Source organism: Caenimonas sedimenti, assembly GCF_007833165.1.
Taxonomy (GTDB): Bacteria; Pseudomonadota; Gammaproteobacteria; order Burkholderiales; family Burkholderiaceae_C; genus Ramlibacter; species Ramlibacter sedimenti.
Genome location: NZ_VOBQ01000004.1, coordinates 487407 through 503777, shown reverse-complemented (window position 1 = coordinate 503777; position 16371 = coordinate 487407). Strand labels below are relative to the sequence as shown.

Sequence of the window (16371 nt, the reverse complement as noted above, 5' to 3'; positions counted from 1 at the left end):
CTATTGTCGTCGCCCGCCGCCGCCGGTCTGGAGTGGGGAAACCCCGTGAAAAATTCCGGTGGCGGTAGGGGTTGTCCGACGCGGCCACGCGCTGCAACCGGACCCGGAGGCTTTACAGGCGACTACGGTTCGCTTTTCGCCTTCCAACCATAGTGAGCAGCACCGGCCCCCCAATTACGGCTGGGACCATCAACAACACGCCGTTCGCGGCATTAGGAGTGCAATATGGGTTTTCTTATCTGGTTGATCATTGGCGGTGTCGTCGGCTGGCTGGCCAGCCTCGTGATGCGCACGGACGGCCAGCAGGGCATCCTGCTGAACGTGATCGTGGGTATCGTGGGTGCGTTCCTGGGCGGCCTGATCATCTCCCCGCTGGTTGGCGTGGGCACGATCAATGACGGCATCAGCATCGGCTCGGTGCTGGTTTCCCTGGTCGGCGCCATCATCCTGCTGGCGATCGTGAACCTGTTCCGCCGCGGCCGCGTTCGCTAAGTCGCAGTCCAGCTGACAGCAAAAAGGCCGGCGCATGCCGGCTTTTTTGCGTGGCGGCTAGCCTCGGGCCGCCGCGGCTGCCGCCAGTGCGGTCATGTTGACGACGCGCCGCACCGTGGCCGACGGCGTCAGCACATGCACCGGCGCCCGCGCGCCCAGCAGCATCGGGCCGACCGTGATGCCGTGGCCGCCGGTCATCTTCAAGACGTTGAAGAGGATGTTGGCGGAATCGAGGTTGGGGCAGATCAGCAGGTTGGCTTCGCCCGTGAGCGTGGTGTCCATCAGGCTCTCGCGCCGCACCTTCTCCGAGAGCGCTGAGTCGCCCTGCAGTTCGCCGTCGCACTCGATCTCCGGGGCCATCCGCGCGAACAGCTCGCGGGCCTTGCGCATCTTGCCGGCCGAACCGCGGCTGGACGAGCCGTAGTTGCTGTGCGAAAGAAATGCCGCCTTGGCGGGCAAGCCGAAGCGCTGGACCTGCCGCGCAGCCATGAGGGCGATGCTGGCCAGCAGTTCCGCGGACGGGTCCTCATTGACATACGTGTCGGCGATGAACAACGTGCGGTCGGGCAGCATCAGGCCGTTGAGCGTTGCGAAGCCGGGCGCATCCGGCGCCGTGCCGATGACATTGCTGACGTGCTCCAGGTGCTGGTCGAAGCGGCCCACCAGGCCGCACAGCATCGCGTCGGCGTCGCCCAGGTGGACCGAGAGCGAGCCGATCAGGGTGTTCGAGCGCCGGACCGCCGCCTTCGCGGCCTCGGGGGTGATCCCGTTGCGGCCCATCATGCGGTGATAGGTCTCCCAGTACTGGCGAAAGCGCGTGTCGCTCTCCGGGTTGACGCACTCGACGTCCTGGCCCAGCTTCATGCGCAGGCCGGCTTTGGCGATGCGCGCTTCGATGACGGCGGGCCGGCCGATCAGGATCGGCCGGGCCAGCTTCTCGTCGAGCGCGAGTTGGGCGGCGCGCAGCACGCGGTCGTCCTCGCCCTCGGCGAAGGCGACGCGCTGGCCCCCGGCGGCGCGGGCGGCCGTGAACACCGGCCGCATGATCATCCCGGTCTGATAGACGAAGCGTGTCAGGCTCTGCGAATAGGCTTCGAAGTCGGTGATGGGCCGCGTCGCCACGCCGGACTCCGCGGCCGCCTTGGCGACCGCTGGCGCGATGCGCAGGATCAGCCGCGAATCGAAGGGCGTGGGAATGATGTAGTCGGGGCCGAAGGTCAGCTCCTTGCCCGCATAGGCATTGGCGACCTCCTCGCTGATGTCGGCCTTGGCCAGTTCGGCGATCTGGCGCACGCAGGCCAGCTTCATCGCTTCGGTGATCTTGGTCGCCCCGCAGTCCAGGGCGCCCCGGAAGATGTACGGGAAGCACAGGACGTTGTTGACCTGGTTGGGGTAGTCGGATCGGCCGGTGGCGATGATGCAGTCGGGTCGCGCCGCCTTGGCAAGCTCGGGCCGGATCTCCGGCTCGGGGTTGGCCAGCGCCAGGATGATGGGCTTGGGCGCCATGGTCTTCACCATCTCCGGCGTCAGCACGCCGGCGGTGGAGCAGCCCAGGAACACGTCGCAATCCTTCACCACGTCGGCCAGGGTCCGCTTCGAGGTGTCCTGCGCGTAACGCGCCTTCGATTCGTCGTAGCCGCCCGGCCGGCCCTGGTAGATGACGCCTTTCGAGTCGACCGCGTAGATGTTGCGCTCGGACACGCCGAGCCCCACCATCAGGTCCAGGCAGGCGATGGCGGCCGCGCCCGCACCGGACGCCACGAGCTTCACCTCGCCGATCTTCTTGCCCACCAGCTCCAGCCCATTCAGCAAGGCGGCCCCCGAGATGATGGCCGTGCCGTGCTGGTCGTCGTGGAACACCGGGATGTTCAGCTTCTCGCGCAGCTTGCGCTCCACGTAGAAGCATTCGGGCGCCTTGATGTCCTCCAGGTTGATGCCGCCCACCGTGGGTTCCAGTGCCGTGATGATCTGCACCAGCTTGTCGGGATCGTTTTCCGCCAGCTCGATGTCGAACACGTCGATGCCGGCGAATTTCTTGAACAGGCAGCCCTTGCCTTCCATCACCGGCTTGCCCGCCAGCGGGCCGATGTTGCCCAGGCCGAGCACGGCGGTGCCATTGGTGATCACGGCCACCAGGTTGCCGCGCGACGTGTAGTCGGCGGCCAGCGAGGGGTCCGCCTGGATGTCGAGGCAGGGATAGGCGACGCCGGGCGAATAGGCGAGCGACAGGTCGCGCTGGTTCGACAGCGGCTTGGTCGGCGTGATGGAGATCTTGCCGCGCGTGGGCGTGCGGTGGTATTCTCGGGCCGCGTCGCGCAGGGCCCGTTCGGCTTCGCTGCTGGGTTCCTTCATGGGGTCTCCTTCGGATTCTTCTGAAGGGACCACGCTACGCCGTTCCGGGGCGGAACGGGTGCGTAGAAGTACGAGGTTGCGCAGCTTTACCGGGGCTGCACGCACCAACGCAGAGCTTGGCCGGGCTCAGTCGATCTTGATGCCCGCGGCCGCCACCACTTGCGCCCAGCGAGCCCGCTCGGCTTCGAAGAATTTGTCCTGCTCCGCCGGCGTCATGGTGACGACTTCGGCGCCCTGGCCGGCCAGGCGCGCGCGCACGTCGGCACTGCGGATGGCGGTGATCAGCGCGGCGTTGAGCTTTTGCACGACGTCGTTCGGCGTGGCCTTCGGCACCAGCACGCCCTGCCAGGTGCCGGACTCGAAGCCGGGGACGCCCTGTTCAGCGATGGTCGGGGTGTCGCCGATCAGCGGCATCCGCGTCTTCTTGGACACGCCGAGCAGCTTCAGCTTGCCGCTCTGCACGTGCGGCAGCGTGGCCAGCATGCCGTTCATGAGCACCTGGGTCTGGCCGCCCACGGTGTCCTGGATCGCCTGGATGCCGCCCTTGTAGGGCACGTATTGCCAGCGGGCGTTGACGGCACGCTCCAGCGCGACACCCGCGAGGTGCGGTGCGCTGCCGGTGGCGGTGACGGCAAAGTTCAGGTCCTTGGTCTTCGAGAGCGCGACCAGTTCCTTCAGGTTGTTGGCGGGCACGGACGGATGCACGACCAGCAGGTGCGGCGAGTAGGCCAGCATCGTCACGCCGCGCAGGTCCTGCGAGGGGTTGAATGGCAGCTTGGTGTAGACGGAGGGCGTGATCGCCAGCGCGCCCACGTCGCACAACACGAAGGTGTGGCCGTCCGCCGCCGACTTCGCGACGAAATCGGTGCCGAGGTTGCCGTTGGCGCCGGCCTTGTTTTCCACGATCACGGTCTGCTTCAGTGTGTCCTGCAGCAGGGTGCTGATGGAGCGGGCGATGATGTCGGAGGAGCCGCCGGGCGGGTAGGGCACGACGATGCGCACGGACTTGGAAGGCCAGGCGGAGGCTTGGGCGAAGGCCGCGGGCGCGGTGACTGCGGCGGCAGTGGCGCCCAGGATCTGGCGGCGGGTGAGTTTCATGGGGGTACTCCTTGGGTGGTCAGGTCGCGCCGTGGCTTTCCACGTAAAGCGCGTACAGCGAATGGCAGCTCGCCATGTAGAGCCGGTTGTTCTTGGGGCCGCCGAAGGTCAGGTTGGCGCAGCGCTCCGGCAGCTTGATGAAGCCGATGGCCTTGCCCTGCGGGTTGAACACCATCACGCCATCGAGGTCCTCGGACTTCCCGCGCAGCTGCAGCACCTTGCGGCCGTTCATGTCGACGGGCTCGGGCGCCAGGGCGCCGTTGCTGCCCCAGCCGCACCACAGGTTGCCGTCGCGGTCCACGCGGAACCCGTCCAGCGCGCCCTGGTCGGCGGCGTCGATCAGCTTGGTCTTGTTGGAGACGCTCATGCCGTCCGCGCCGACGTCGTAGCTCCAGATGCTGCGGTTCGGGGTGCCGCGCCACTCGACCACGTAGAGCTTCTTCTCGTCCGGCGAGAAGGCCAGGCCGTTCGGATTGACCAGGTCGGTGATCACCGCGGTCAGCTTGCCGTCGGGCGCGATCCGGAACACGTTGGTGTTGGCCTGCTCGCGCGGCGCGCGGGAGCCTTCCCACTCGCCGTTGATGCCGAACACCGGATCGGTGAACCAGATGCTGTCGTCGGACTTGACCACCACGTCGTTCGGGGCGTTGAGCTTCTTGCCTTCGAAACTGTCGGCCAGCACGGTGACACGGCCCATGCTCTCGTGGCGCACCACGCGGCGGGTGACCGAATGCTCGCAGGTGACGAGCCGGCCCTGGCGGTCCCGCGTGTTGCCGTTGGCATAGTTGGCGTTGGACTTGAAGACGGTGAAGGCGCCGGTCTTCTCGTCGAACTTCATGATGCGGTTGTTCGGGATGTCGCTGACCAGCACGTAGCCGCCGTCGGGAAAATAGACGGGGCCCTCGGCCCAGCGCATGCCCGAGCCGACCTGTTCCACCGTGCTGCTGTAGATGCGGTAGCGGGTGAAGCTGGGGTCCATCACCTGCACCGACGGATCGGGGTAGCGCTGGTTGGGCGTGAACGGGAACGATTGCGCCACCGCGGGCGCGCCGATCGCTGCCAGGCCGGCGCCGGCACCTGCGATCAGGAAGCGGCGGCGGTCCGCGCGTTGCTTGTATTCCATGCTTGTCTCCTTCGTTGTTGCTATTGCGATCCGAGCCGGGCGATCAGCACCGCCAGTTCTTCCACTTCCTGCGGCTTCAGGTCCGAGATCGGCGGGCGCACCGGCCCGGCCGTCTTGCCCACCACGGTGGCGCCGGCCTTCACGATGCTCACCGCGTAGCCCTCGCCCTTGTTGCGGATCGCCAGGTAAGGCAGGAAGAACTCGTCCAGCAGCCGCCCCGTGGTCACCGTGTCGCCCGCCGCATAGGCGTTGTAGAACTCGATGGCCGTGCGCGGGATGAAGTTGAAGACCGCCGACGAATAGGTCGGCACGCCCAGCGCCTTGTACGCATGGGCATAGACCTCGTGGGTGGGCATGCCGCCGATGTAGACGAAACGGTCGCCCAGCTTCTGGCGGATCGCCACGATGCGCTCGATGTCGCCCAGGCCGTCCTTGAAGCCGATCAGGTTGGGGCAGCGCTCGGCGAGTTTCACCAAAGACTCTGCCGACAGCTTGCAGGCGCCGCGGTTGTAGACGATGACCCCGATCTTCACGCTCTTGCACACCGCCTCGACATGGGCGACCAGGCCGTCCTGCGACGCTTCTGTCAGGTAATGCGGCAGCAGCAGAACGCCTTGCGCGCCGTTGCGCTCGGCTTCCTGGGCGTACTGGATCGCCAAGGTGGTGCCGCCACCTGCGCCACCGACGATGGGCACGCGGCCGCGGCAGGTGTCGGCGGCGGTCTTGATCACCTGCGCGTATTCCTGCGGCGCCAGCGAGAAGAATTCGCCGGTGCCACCGGCGGCGAACAGCACGGTGGCGCCGTAGGGCATCAGCCATTCGAGGCGCGACGCATAGCCGCGCGGTGCGAACTTCAGGTCGGCGTCGAAGTCGGTGAGCGGAAACGACAGCAGGCCCGAGGCGAGCGACTGTTTGAGTTCATTCGGCGACATGGGGCGCAGCACCTGATTGTGATACGACATCGTACAACACCGGTTTCGCCAAAGTCAACGGGGAAAGAAACTAGGGCCTGTTCACACAAATATCTGCGCTCTCGTTCGGACCCTGCGGGGATGCTCGGTGGGTGGGCAAAGGGGGTCAAGACTGGGCGTCTTGACCCCCTTTGCACGCCCGGCGAGGGCCCCGCAGGGCGCCGAACCCTTCGGGCTGCCCCGCGCCTTGCCTGCGGCCCGATGCGGGGCAGCGAGAGCACAGATATTTGTGTGAACAGGCCCTAGCGGAGTTCGGCGAGCCGGCGCCGGCGTTCGCGGCTGTTGGCGAGGTGCGTGCGCATGGCCGCGCGAGCGGCCTCCACGTCCTGCCGGCTGATGGCGTCGAAGATGCTTTCGTGCTCGCTGTTCACGCGCCGCAGGTAGGCCTGCTGCTCGGGGCTCACGCTCTGCGTCGACTCGAGGCGGGCCCGCGGGATCATCATCCCGCCCAGCGTCGTCATCAGGTCCGCGAAGTGGTGGTTCTGGGTCGCCCGGGCGATCTCCAGGTGGAACTGGAAGTCCGGGCCGACCGCGGTGCGTCCCTCATCCACCGCACTCGCGAACGCATCCAGCGCGGACCGCAGCGAAACCAGGTTCTCGGGAGTGCGGCGCGCCGCCGCCAGGGCCGCGCCTTCGGTTTCGACCCCGATGCGCAATTCCAGCACCGCAATCACGTCCTGCAGCGTGCCCAGCTGGTCGGGGGCGATGCGGAAAGTCGAACCGTCGCCCAGGCCCACCACGAAGGTGCCGACGCCGTGCTTGGTCTCGACCACGCCGGCCGCCTGCAGCCGGGAAATGGCCTCCCGGACGACCGTGCGGCTGACCCCGAACTCCTCCATGATCGCGGCCTCGGTCGGCAGCTTGGCCGCGGCGGCCAGGCGGCCGTCGCGAACGCGGTCGCTGAGCGCCTGCACCAGTTCAGCGGTGAGCGAGCGTCCCTTGCGGAGCATGGGCGGGGCAGGGAGGGCGGACATTGAGGCGCAGTTGTACTATCTCTGGCGTCAATGTACCAGAGGGTTGCCCCCGCCCGCTACTGCAGAAGGTCGAACAGGGTGCGTGCGATGACCTTGGTCGCTCGCCGCAAGTCCTCCAGCTCCAGGCGCTCGTCGGCCCGTTTCGCATGCGACTCGAGCACGGTGCGCGGCCCGGCGCCGTAGATCGCGCCGGGGATGCCTGCTTCGCCGTACAGGCGGACGTCGGTGTAAAGCGGGGTCCCCATCGCCGGGATCTCTTGCCCGAAGACCGCCTTGCCGTGCTGCTGGATCGCGGCCACCAGCGGCTGGCTGCCCGGCAGCGGCTGCAATGCGTTGGCCAGCAGCAGGCGCTTGATGTCGACGCGCACTTCGGGCGACAGGGCGGCGGCTTCCGCGATCACCGCGCGGATGTCCGCTTCGACTTCCGCCGGGTTCTCCTCGGGAATCATGCGGCGGTCGAGCCGGAACATCACCTTGCCCGGAACGACGTTGGTGTTGGTCCCGCCCTCGATGCGGCCGACGTTCAGGTAAGGATGCTTGATGCCGGCCACGTTCGAAGTGACCTGCTGGTAGCGCACGTTCTGCGCGTAGAGCCCGGCCAGGATTTTCACGGCCGCCTGCAGTGCATCGACGCCGGTGTGCGGAATGGCCGCGTGCGCCATCTTGCCGTGCACCGTCACCTCCATCTGCAGGCAGCCGTTGTGGGCCGTGACGACTTCGTAGCTGAAGCCGGCGGCGATCAGCAGGTCGGGCCGCGTCAGGCCCTTCTTCAACAGCCAGCCGGGACCCAGTTCGCCGCCGAACTCCTCGTCGTAGGTGAAGTGCAGTTCCACCCCGCCCTTCAGCGCCGCCCCCAGCGATTCGAGCGCACGCACGGCGAACGTGAAGCTCGCGAAATCGCTCTTGCTCACCGCGGCCGCGCGGCCAAAGATCTTGCCGTCCGCGACCTCGCCGCCGTATGGGTCGCGTGTCCAGCCTTCGCCAGGCGGCACCACGTCGCCGTGCGCATTCAGCGCGATGGTGGGGCCCTCGCCGTAGCGCCGCCGCACGATCAGGTTGGTGATGGACTGCAGGCCTTGCGCGTGCACCTCGGCTTCGGGCACGGCATGCTTTTCGGCCTCGAAGCCGAATCCATGCAGCAGTTCGGCCGTGCGCTCCGCATGCGGCGCGTTGTTGCCGGGTGGCGTGTCGGTGGGCACGCGCACGAGTTCCTGCAGGAAGCGCACTTCCTCGTCGAAGTGCGCGTCGATCCAGGCGTCGAGCCGGTCGTGGGAGGTCATGCGTTCTCTCTGGCCAGTTGTTCGAGCAGGTGGCTGAAGGCTTCCACCGCCAGCTGGATGTCGTCGCTGGTGGTCGATTCCAGCGGGTTGTGGCTGATGCCCGCGTTCTCGCCGCGGACGAACAGCATGGCCTGCGGCATCACTTCGTGCAGCTTCATCGCATCGTGGCCGGCGCCGCTGGGCATGCGGAACAGGTCCACGCCGAGCGCCGACACCGCGTTCTCCCAGCGCCGCTGCCACTCGGGCGCACTCGGAGCAGCGGCGGCCCGCATGGTCTGCTCGGTGCTGAAATGCAAGCCACGGCGCTCGCAGATGGCGGCGAGTTGCGCCAGCACGTCCGCCACCATGCGGTCTCGTTGCGGATCGTTGGGGGCCCGGAGGTCGAGCGTGAAGACGCAACGGCCGGGCACGACGTTGGTCGAGCCATTGGGCACCTGCAGGATGCCGATCGTCCCGACCGAATCGCCATCCTGCGAGGCCCGCTGCTCCACGTAGAGCGCCAGTTCCGCCACCGCCACGGCGGCGTCGCGCCGCCGATTCATCGGCGTGGTGCCGGCGTGGCTGGCCATGCCAATCACCTCGCACAGGTAGCGGACGCCGCCGTTGATGGAGGTGACGATGCCGAGCGGCAGGTCGATCTCGTTCAACACCGGGCCCTGCTCGATGTGCACTTCGACGAAGCCGAGGTAGCGGCCGGGGTCGCGCTTCAACTGCGCGATGGCCTCGGTGCTGGCGGGCAGCCCGGCGTGCTGCATGGCCTCGCGCATGGTCACGCCGTCGGCGTCCTTCTGCTCCAGCCAGGCCGAATTGAAGTGACCGATCAAGGCGCCGGAACCCAGGAAGGTGGCCTTGTAGCGTTGGCCCTCCTCCTCGGCGAAGGCCACGACTTCGATGCCGAACGGCAAGCGGCGGTTCGCCCGCGCCAGTTCACGCACGCAGGCCATGGGCGTGAAGATGCCGAGCCGGCCGTCGTACTTGCCGCCGTTGCGCACGGTGTCGAAATGCGAGCCGGTGAGCAATGCGCGTGCGCCAGGCGTCGTTGCCTCGTAGCGCCCGACCACGTTCCCCACCGCATCGATCGTCAAGTCATCAAACCCACACTCCCGCATCGTCTCCACGATCTGCGCCGCCGCTTGCCGGTGCGCTTCGGTGAGATAGGTGACGGTGAGCTGCCTGTTCTCCGCATAGCCTGGGTCGCTGAACTGCGCCAGCCGCTCGTGCCAGTCCCAGACCAGGTTCCCCAACGCCGGCTCGACGCCGAACTTGTCGTTCAAGCGCAGTTCGACGATGCGATGGATGTTGCGCAAGGCCTCGGCGAGTTCGAAGTCCGGGTGGTTGCCCAGGCGTCGCGCGAACGTCTCGATGATCTGCTGCCGGTTCAGCCCGGTCCCGCGCGGCCCGCGCACGGCCAGGATGAAAGGAAAGCCGAACTTGGCGTTGTAATCCGCGTTGAGCTGCTGGATCCGCGCGAACTCCTCGGGCGTGCAATCGGTGAGCCCGGCGCGGCCCTGCTCGTTCGTCGACTCGTCGGTGAGCGTCTTCGCCACCATGGCCTTGCCGGCGAGTTCAGGGTGTGCCCGGATGAGCGCCAGCTGCTGGTCGCGGCCGGCCTCGCGCACCACCGACGCCATGGCGCTCTTCAGGTGCGTGAGCGAGCGGAACGGCCGCTGCGCCAGGGCGGCCTGCGCGATCCAGGGCGAGTGTTCGTACAGGCCGTCCAGCAGTTGCGCGGCTCCGCCGAGCGTGGCGGTATTCAGTTGTTCGAGTGTCACGGGCATCTCAGCCCTCCTTGTAGGGGTGCGTAGCCCGCCAGTGGCGGGCAATGTCGATGCGGCGGCAGACCCAGACGCGGTCGTGCCTTTCGATGTGGTCCAGGAAGCGCTGCAGCGCCACGATGCGCCCGGGGCGGCCGAGCAGCCGGCAGTGCATGCCGATGCTCATCATCTTCGGCGCTTCGTCGCCTTCCGCATAGAGCACATCGAAGCTGTCGCGCAGGTACTCGAAGAATGGATCCGCATGCGAGAAGCCTTGCGGCAGCGAGAAGCGCATGTCGTTGCAGTCCAGGGTGTAGGGCACGACCAGGTGCGGGACCACCGCGCCGTCGGTCCTGCGCACCTTCATCCAGAACGGCAGGTCGTCGCCGTAGTAGTCGCTGTCGTAGGCGAAGCCGCCGTCGTCCGCCACCAGTCGCCGCGTGTTCGGGCTGTCGCGGCCGGTGTACCACCCTTCGGAGCGTTGCCCGGTCAGCTTCTCGATGATCTCCATGCCGATGCGCATGTGCTCGCGCTCGGTCGCTTCATCGACGTTCTGGTAGTGGATCCAGCGCCAGCCGTGGCAGGCGATCTCGTGGCCCAGCTCCACGAACGCCTTCGTGAGCTCGGGGTGCCGCTCCAGCGCCATGCTGACCCCGAACACGGTGAGCGGCAACCCGCGCTTCTCGAATTCACGCAGCAATCGCCAGACGCCCGTGCGCGAACCGTACTCGTAGATGCCCTCCATGCTCAGGTGCCGGTCGGGATAGGCAGCCGGGTTGAACATCTCGGAGAGGAACTGCTCGGAGCCGGCATCGCCGTGCAACACGCTGTTCTCGCCGCCCTCCTCGTAGTTGAGGACGAATTGCACGGCGATGCGGGCTGCGCCCGGCCATTGCGCGTGCGGCGGATGGCGGCCGTAGCCCACCAGGTCGCGCGGGTAGGGTGCGGTGCTGTCGTAGTTCATGTGCATCAGGCCAGCGCCTGGGCGATGTCGTTGGTGGGCACGGGGCGGTCGAAGGCCAGGCTTTCTTCCACGTGCAGCAGGTGTTCCTCCATCAGGCGCACGGCACGTTCCTCGTCGCGCGCGGCGATGGCTTTCACCAGTTCCACGTGTTCTTCCTGCGAATGCGCGGCGGCGCCGTCGCGTTGGTACATCAGCGTGATGAGCGAGCTGCGGGAAACCAGGTCACGCAGGATCTGCGCCAGCACCTCGTTGCCGGAGAGTTCGGCCATGCGCACGTGAAAGTCCCCCAGCAGCTCGACGCGCGCGGAGGCGTCGTTGCGGTCGACCGCCGCCTTTTCCCGGGCCATGTGCTCCTTCAGCGCCCTGAGCTTGGCCGACGTCGCATTGCGGACGAATTCGCGCGTCATCTCGGCTTCCAGCATGCGCCGCACGCGGAACACCTGCCGCGCCTCCTCGACGGAAGGCACCGCGACGAAGGCGCCGCGGGCCGGCTCCATCTGCACCAGCCGGTTCTGCGCCATCTGGAACAGGGCCTGCCTCACCAGGGTGCGTGACACGCCGAAGTGGTCGGCCAGCTTCTGCTCCGCGAGCTTGGTCCCGGGCTGCAACCTGTGTTCGACGATCGCGCGGGTCAGCGAATCGACGATGACACTGGTGGCGGATGGCTCCATCCGCTCATCATAGCCGTCGCCCGCAAAAGTGTATACACTTCGGTGGACAATCCGCAGGAGAAGCCCCATGGGCCTGAGCACCCACGTCCTCGACACGATGCACGGCACGCCGGCGGCCGGCATGGCGGTCGAACTGCACACGGTGCGCGGCGGCGCCGCGACGCTGGTGAAGAAGCTGGTGCTGAACGCGGATGGCCGCAACCCGGACGGGCCGCTCTACGACACGGCCAGCCTGCGGGCCGGCACGTACCGGCTGGTGTTCGAGGTCGCGGCGTACTTCCGCGGCAAAGGCGTGGAGTTGCCGGATCCACCCTTCCTGGACCGCGTCACACTGGACTTCGGTATTGCGCACACCGGGCAGCACTATCACGTGCCGCTGCTGGTGAGCCCCTGGAGCTATTCGACCTATCGGGGCTCGTAAGCCCGTGCCGTCATCCCCACGAAGGCGGGGATCCAGAGCTTCCGTCTTCGGTCAGGGTGCCCCGGATTCCCGCCTTCGCGGGAATGACGGTTGTCAATCCTGCCCTTCGGTCAAGGTATCCAGCTGGAACCGCCCGCTCTCATGCCACAACCACGTGTCCGTGTAGACCACCTTGCCCATGCGCACGGGCGCGGGGAAAGGCGCCGCATTGCGCACCGTGCGCTCGATCTCCGCGATGACTTCCGGCGCATGCTTGGGCGCGCGCATCCAGCTCAGGTTGCGCACGTTGCCGCGGCCGTCGACTTCGACTTGCAAGACCCCGATCGCATACAGCAGGGGCGGCAGGCGGCCTTTCCAGATGCGTTCCTGGTTCAGCCCGTAGAGATGGGTGGCGGCGTCGGAGCGGTAGGCGCGCGGGTTGCTGGCGCCGGACGTCCGCACGGTCTGGACGGCGGCAGGCGGCGGGGAAGATTCGGGCATGGGTTGGATCCTCGCGGGGGCCACGGTGGCGGCGCTCGTGTCCGGCGGCAGCGGCGTGGAGGTGCAGGACGCCAGCAGGGCGGCGGCGATGACGGGTGCTGCTTGGCGCAAGGTGGTGGAATGCTTCATCATGGGTCCTGGCGAGGGCTACGGATCGGGGGCTGGGGCGTAGCTCTACAACGCCCCGAGGCTCGCCATGTTGACCTTGGTAACCCTCACGATGATGTCCTTGCGATCGGATGCACTGTAAAGCATGCGGGCCCATGAAGAAGTCACACCGGGGTTGGCGGCGCAAGACGCGGTGCTGGTGACCGTGCATGCCTCGCAGGGCTCGGTGCCGCGCGAAACCGGCGCCTGGATGGCGGTGCATTCGGACCGCATCGACGGCACCATCGGCGGCGGGCACCTCGAATTCGAGGCGATCGCCGAGGCGCGGCGCCGGCTGGCCGGCGGCTCGGGCGACCCTGTCATGCGGTTCGCCCTCGGTCCCAGCCTGGGCCAGTGCTGCGGCGGCGTCGTCCAGCTCAAATTCGAACGTGCCGGTGCGGCCAAGCTGGCCGCCCGCCGGCGGGCACTCGCGGCCAGCCATGCGCCCCTGGCGCTGTTCGGCGGCGGCCACGTCGGCCGGGCGCTGGTCCGGGTGCTGGCGCCATTGCCTTTCGCCATCACCTGGATCGACAGCCGCGACGAGATCTTCCCCGCGGACACGCCGGCCGAAGTGCAGTGTGAGCACTCCGACCCGGTCCATGCGGCGGTCGACGGCCTCGCGCCCCATTCGCGCGTGCTGATCATGAGTTTCAGCCATGCGGAGGATCTCGACGTGGTGGCCGCCTGCCTGAGGCGCCTGCGCGAGCGCGGCGATCTGCTCTACGTGGGCCTGATCGGCAGCAAGACCAAGTGGGCGACTTTCCGGCACCGGCTGGAGGAGCGCGGCTTCCACAAGCAGGAACTCGCGCAGGTCACGTGCCCCATCGGGGTGCCAGGCATCCCGGGCAAGGAGCCGGAGGTGATCGCCGTCGCCGTGGCCGCACAGTTGCTGCAGATGCCGCTTTCTTGAACACGCCAAGCTGGCTACACTGGGCGGCACAGGTCGCAGCGGCTGCTCACCGGGTTCGGTCCCGGTGATTTGCGCGGCCCCATGCTGCTCAGAGCGCCCGCGGTGGTGAGCAGGTTTCCCATCGCAGAGAAGCCATGGAAAGCTATGTTCTCGACTGGGCCAACCTGCTGTTGCGATGGCTGCACGTCATCACCGCGATCGCCTGGGTCGGCTCCTCCTTCTACTTCGTCTTCCTCGATTCCAGCCTGACGCCGCCGGCCGACGCCAAGCTGCGCGAAGAGGGCGCCACCGGCGAGCTGTGGGCTGTCCACGGCGGCGGCTTCTACCACCCGGTGAAGTACGCGGTCCAGCCGCCGCAGCTGCCGCCGCACCTGCACTGGTTCTACTGGGAGAGTTATTCGACCTGGATGTCGGGCTTCGCGCTCTTCACGGTCTCGTACCTCTGGAACGCCAGCACCTACCTGATCGACAAGTCGCTGATGAACTGGTCGCCGGGCGCGGCCATCGGCGTCGCCTGCTCGTTCCTGGTCGTCTTCTGGATCCTCTACGACGTCATCTGCCAGGTCTTCAGCCACCGCAAGAACGGCGACGCGATCGTCGGCGCGCTGGTGCTGGTGCTGGTCTGCGCGGCCTCCTGGCTGGCCTGCCACTGGTTCGCCGGGCGTGCGGCTTTCCTGCTGGTGGGCGCCATGATCGCCACCGCGATGAGCGCCAACGTCTTCTTCTGGATCATCCCCGGCCAGAAGAAGGTGATCGCGTCCATCCAGGCCGGGCAGCCGGTCGACCCCGTGCATGGCCAGCGCGGCAAGCAGCGCAGCGTGCACAACACCTACTTCACGCTGCCGGTGCTGTTCGCGATGCTGTCGAACCACTACAGCTTCCTCTACACGCACAAGCTGAATTGGCTGGTGCTGATCGCGATGATGTTCGCCGGCGCCGCCATCCGCCAGTTCTTCGTCATGCGGCACGGCTGGAAGCTGGGGCGCAACCGGCACCCGGCCGGGTATGCGTTGGCGGGACTCGCGGTGATCGCCGCCGTGATCGCCTGGCTGGCGCCGGACTCCAGCGCCGTAGCCAAGGCACCGGCGGCTGCCGGCTACGCCGAGGTGAGCAAGGTGCTGGAGCAGCGCTGCCTCATGTGCCATGGCGCCCAGGTGCAGATGAAGAACGTGCGGCTGGATGCGCCCGCATCGCTGAAGCAGCATGCCCAGGCGGTCTACCAGCAGGCCGTCGTGGCGAAGACCATGCCGATGAACAACAGCACCGGCATCACCGAGGCGGAACGCGCGGTCATCGGCCAATGGTTCCAGGCCGGGGCCAAGGTCGACTAGGCCTAGTTGCCGGGGCGGCACAATCGGCCGTGGAGATGACCATGACCGCGCCCGACCCCCGCACCCAGCCGCACCGCTTCCTCGAACACCTGTACCAGGCCGCGGTGCGCCGCGCGCTGCCGCTGCACAACACCGCGGCCTTCCTGCCGCCGCCGCCCAAAGGCCGCACCCTGGTGCTCGGCGCGGGCAAGGCGGGCGGCGCCATGGCCCAGGCGGTCGAGGCGCTCTGGCCAGCGCATGCGCCTTTGTCGGGGCTGGTGGTGACCCGCTACCACCATGTGCCCCCGCGCCCCGCCGGCCTGCCGCAGCGCATCGAAGTGGTCGAAGCTTCGCACCCCGTGCCCGACGCCGCGGGGTTGCAAGCCGCGCAGCGCATCCTGGCCTTGACCCAAGGCCTGACGGCAGACGACCTCGTGCTCTGCCTCATCTCCGGGGGCGGCTCGGCCCTGCTCACGTTGCCGGCCGAAGGCCTGAGCCTGGAGGACAAGCAGCGCATCAACCGCGAATTGCTGCTGTCCGGCGCCCACATCGGCGAGATGAACTGCGTGCGCAAGCACCTGTCGCGCATCAAGGGGGGGCGGCTGGCGGCGGCCTGCGCGCCGGCGCGCGTCGTCACGCTCACCATCAGCGACGTGCCGGGCGACGACCCTTCCGTCATCGCCAGCGGGCCCACGGTGCCGGACGCGACGACTTGCGCCGACGCCATCGCCATCCTGCAGCGCTATGGCATCGCGGTGCCGGGCGCCATCATGAGCCTGCTGGAGCAAGGCGCGCTGGAGACGCCGAAGCCGGCGGATCCGCGCTTCGCCGGCCACGCGGTGCACCTGATCGCGACGCCGCAGCAGTCGCTGGAAGCGGCGGCGGCGGCGGCGCTGGCGGCCGGCGTGACGCCCCACATCCTGAGCGACGAGATGGAAGGCGAGTCGCGTGAGGTCGGCAAGGTGCACGCGGCGCTGGCGCGCGCCGTCGCGCGGCGCGGCCAGCCGTTCGCGAAGCCCTGCGTGATCCTCTCCGGCGGAGAAACGACCGTTACGGTGAAGAAGCAGCCGGAAGGCACGCCACGCGGCCGGGGCGGCCGTGCAGGTGAGTTTTGCCTGGGCCTTGCGCAGGCGTTGCAGGGCGAGCCCGGCGTCTGGGCGCTGGCCGCCGACACCGACGGCATCGACGGCGTGGAGGACAACGCCGGCGCCTGCGTCGGGCCGGAAACGCTGGCGCGCGCGCGGGCGCTCGGCATGAAGGTCGAGGAGCACCTGGACCGCAACGACGCCTACGGCTACTTCCGCCTGCTCGACGATCTCGTCATCACCGGCCCGACCCACACCAATGTGAATGATTTCCGGGCGATCCTGGTGATCTGACACCTTCCCGCGGCGCCAACGGACGAGGTAAAGTCGGGCGCTTCG

16 protein-coding genes are annotated in these 16371 nt (G+C 67.8%); 6 read left to right on the top strand and 10 right to left on the bottom strand.

All coding sequences use genetic code 11. The annotated features are described in order from the left end of the window. Positions 1-225 precede the first annotated feature (225 nt). A complete protein-coding gene (locus FN976_RS07035) occupies positions 226-492 on the top strand; it encodes a GlsB/YeaQ/YmgE family stress response membrane protein (protein ID WP_145892270.1) in 267 nt (88 codons plus the stop codon). A gap of 57 nt (positions 493-549) precedes the next feature. On the opposite strand, the gene FN976_RS07030 is transcribed toward FN976_RS07035, so the two are convergent. From FN976_RS07030 to FN976_RS06990, 9 genes are all read right to left on the bottom strand, one after another. Continuing rightward, positions 550-2844, bottom strand: a complete 2295-nt coding sequence (locus tag FN976_RS07030) for an NADP-dependent malic enzyme (RefSeq protein ID WP_145892269.1) — start codon at positions 2842-2844, stop codon at positions 550-552. Between the two features lie 126 nt (positions 2845-2970). Next, the gene (locus FN976_RS07025; protein WP_145892268.1) at positions 2971-3942 is read right to left on the bottom strand and encodes a Bug family tripartite tricarboxylate transporter substrate binding protein; all 972 of its coding nucleotides are present in this window, start codon (positions 3940-3942) and stop codon (positions 2971-2973) included. A 19-nt stretch (positions 3943-3961) separates the two neighbouring features. After that, positions 3962-5065: an SMP-30/gluconolactonase/LRE family protein gene (locus FN976_RS07020; protein ID WP_145892267.1), complete on the bottom strand. Its 1104-nt coding sequence runs from the start codon at positions 5063-5065 to the stop codon at positions 3962-3964. A 20-nt stretch (positions 5066-5085) separates the two neighbouring features. Beyond that, positions 5086-5997: a 5-dehydro-4-deoxyglucarate dehydratase gene (gene kdgD / locus FN976_RS07015; RefSeq protein WP_145892266.1), complete on the bottom strand. Its 912-nt coding sequence runs from the start codon at positions 5995-5997 to the stop codon at positions 5086-5088. A 281-nt stretch (positions 5998-6278) separates the two neighbouring features. Beyond that, positions 6279-6986 (bottom strand): FadR/GntR family transcriptional regulator, encoded by a 708-nt coding sequence (locus FN976_RS07010; protein ID WP_255440191.1) that lies wholly within the window; start codon positions 6984-6986, stop codon positions 6279-6281. An 80-nt stretch (positions 6987-7066) separates the two neighbouring features. After that, positions 7067-8290, bottom strand: coding sequence for a M20 family metallopeptidase (locus FN976_RS07005; protein WP_145892264.1), 1224 nt, complete (start codon positions 8288-8290; stop codon positions 7067-7069). Further along, on the bottom strand, positions 8287-10068 hold the full coding sequence (gene uraD / locus FN976_RS07000; protein WP_145892263.1) for a 2-oxo-4-hydroxy-4-carboxy-5-ureidoimidazoline decarboxylase: 1782 nt from the start codon (positions 10066-10068) through the stop codon (positions 8287-8289). The genes FN976_RS07005 and uraD overlap by 4 nt, the downstream gene beginning before the upstream one ends. Position 10069: 1 nt before the next feature. Continuing rightward, the gene (gene puuE, locus FN976_RS06995; protein ID WP_145892361.1) at positions 10070-11008 is read right to left on the bottom strand and encodes an allantoinase PuuE; all 939 of its coding nucleotides are present in this window, start codon (positions 11006-11008) and stop codon (positions 10070-10072) included. Between the two features lie 5 nt (positions 11009-11013). Then, a complete protein-coding gene (locus tag FN976_RS06990; RefSeq protein ID WP_145892262.1) occupies positions 11014-11679 on the bottom strand; it encodes a GntR family transcriptional regulator in 666 nt (221 codons plus the stop codon). A gap of 67 nt (positions 11680-11746) precedes the next feature. Between FN976_RS06990 and uraH the strand changes: the two genes are divergently transcribed. Further along, positions 11747-12100 (top strand): hydroxyisourate hydrolase, encoded by a 354-nt coding sequence (uraH, locus tag FN976_RS06985; protein WP_145892261.1) that lies wholly within the window; start codon positions 11747-11749, stop codon positions 12098-12100. 93 nt (positions 12101-12193) lie between these two features. Here the strand turns inward: uraH and FN976_RS06980 are convergent, their stop codons facing one another. After that, positions 12194-12631 carry a hypothetical protein gene (locus FN976_RS06980; protein ID WP_255440210.1) on the bottom strand — a complete coding sequence of 146 codons (438 nt, stop codon included), beginning with the start codon at positions 12629-12631 and terminating at the stop codon, positions 12194-12196. Here FN976_RS06980 and FN976_RS29375 point away from each other — a divergent pair. The 4 genes from FN976_RS29375 (at position 12579) to FN976_RS06965 (ending at position 16326) form a co-directional block, all read left to right on the top strand. Beyond that, positions 12579-12752, top strand: coding sequence for a hypothetical protein (locus tag FN976_RS29375; RefSeq protein ID WP_255440212.1), 174 nt, complete (start codon positions 12579-12581; stop codon positions 12750-12752). The two genes, FN976_RS06980 and FN976_RS29375, sit on opposite strands and share 53 nt — an antisense overlap. An 81-nt stretch (positions 12753-12833) precedes the next feature. Then, entirely contained in the window at positions 12834-13637 is an 804-nt protein-coding gene (xdhC, locus tag FN976_RS06975; protein ID WP_145892260.1) for a xanthine dehydrogenase accessory protein XdhC, read from the top strand. 134 nt (positions 13638-13771) lie between these two features. Continuing rightward, positions 13772-14968, top strand: coding sequence for a urate hydroxylase PuuD (locus tag FN976_RS06970; RefSeq protein ID WP_145892259.1), 1197 nt, complete (start codon positions 13772-13774; stop codon positions 14966-14968). Positions 14969-15003: 35 nt separating this feature from the next. Next, complete coding sequence (locus tag FN976_RS06965) at positions 15004-16326, top strand: glycerate kinase type-2 family protein (protein ID WP_145892258.1); 1323 nt, start codon at positions 15004-15006, stop codon at positions 16324-16326. The last annotated feature ends 45 nt before the right edge of the window (positions 16327-16371 follow it).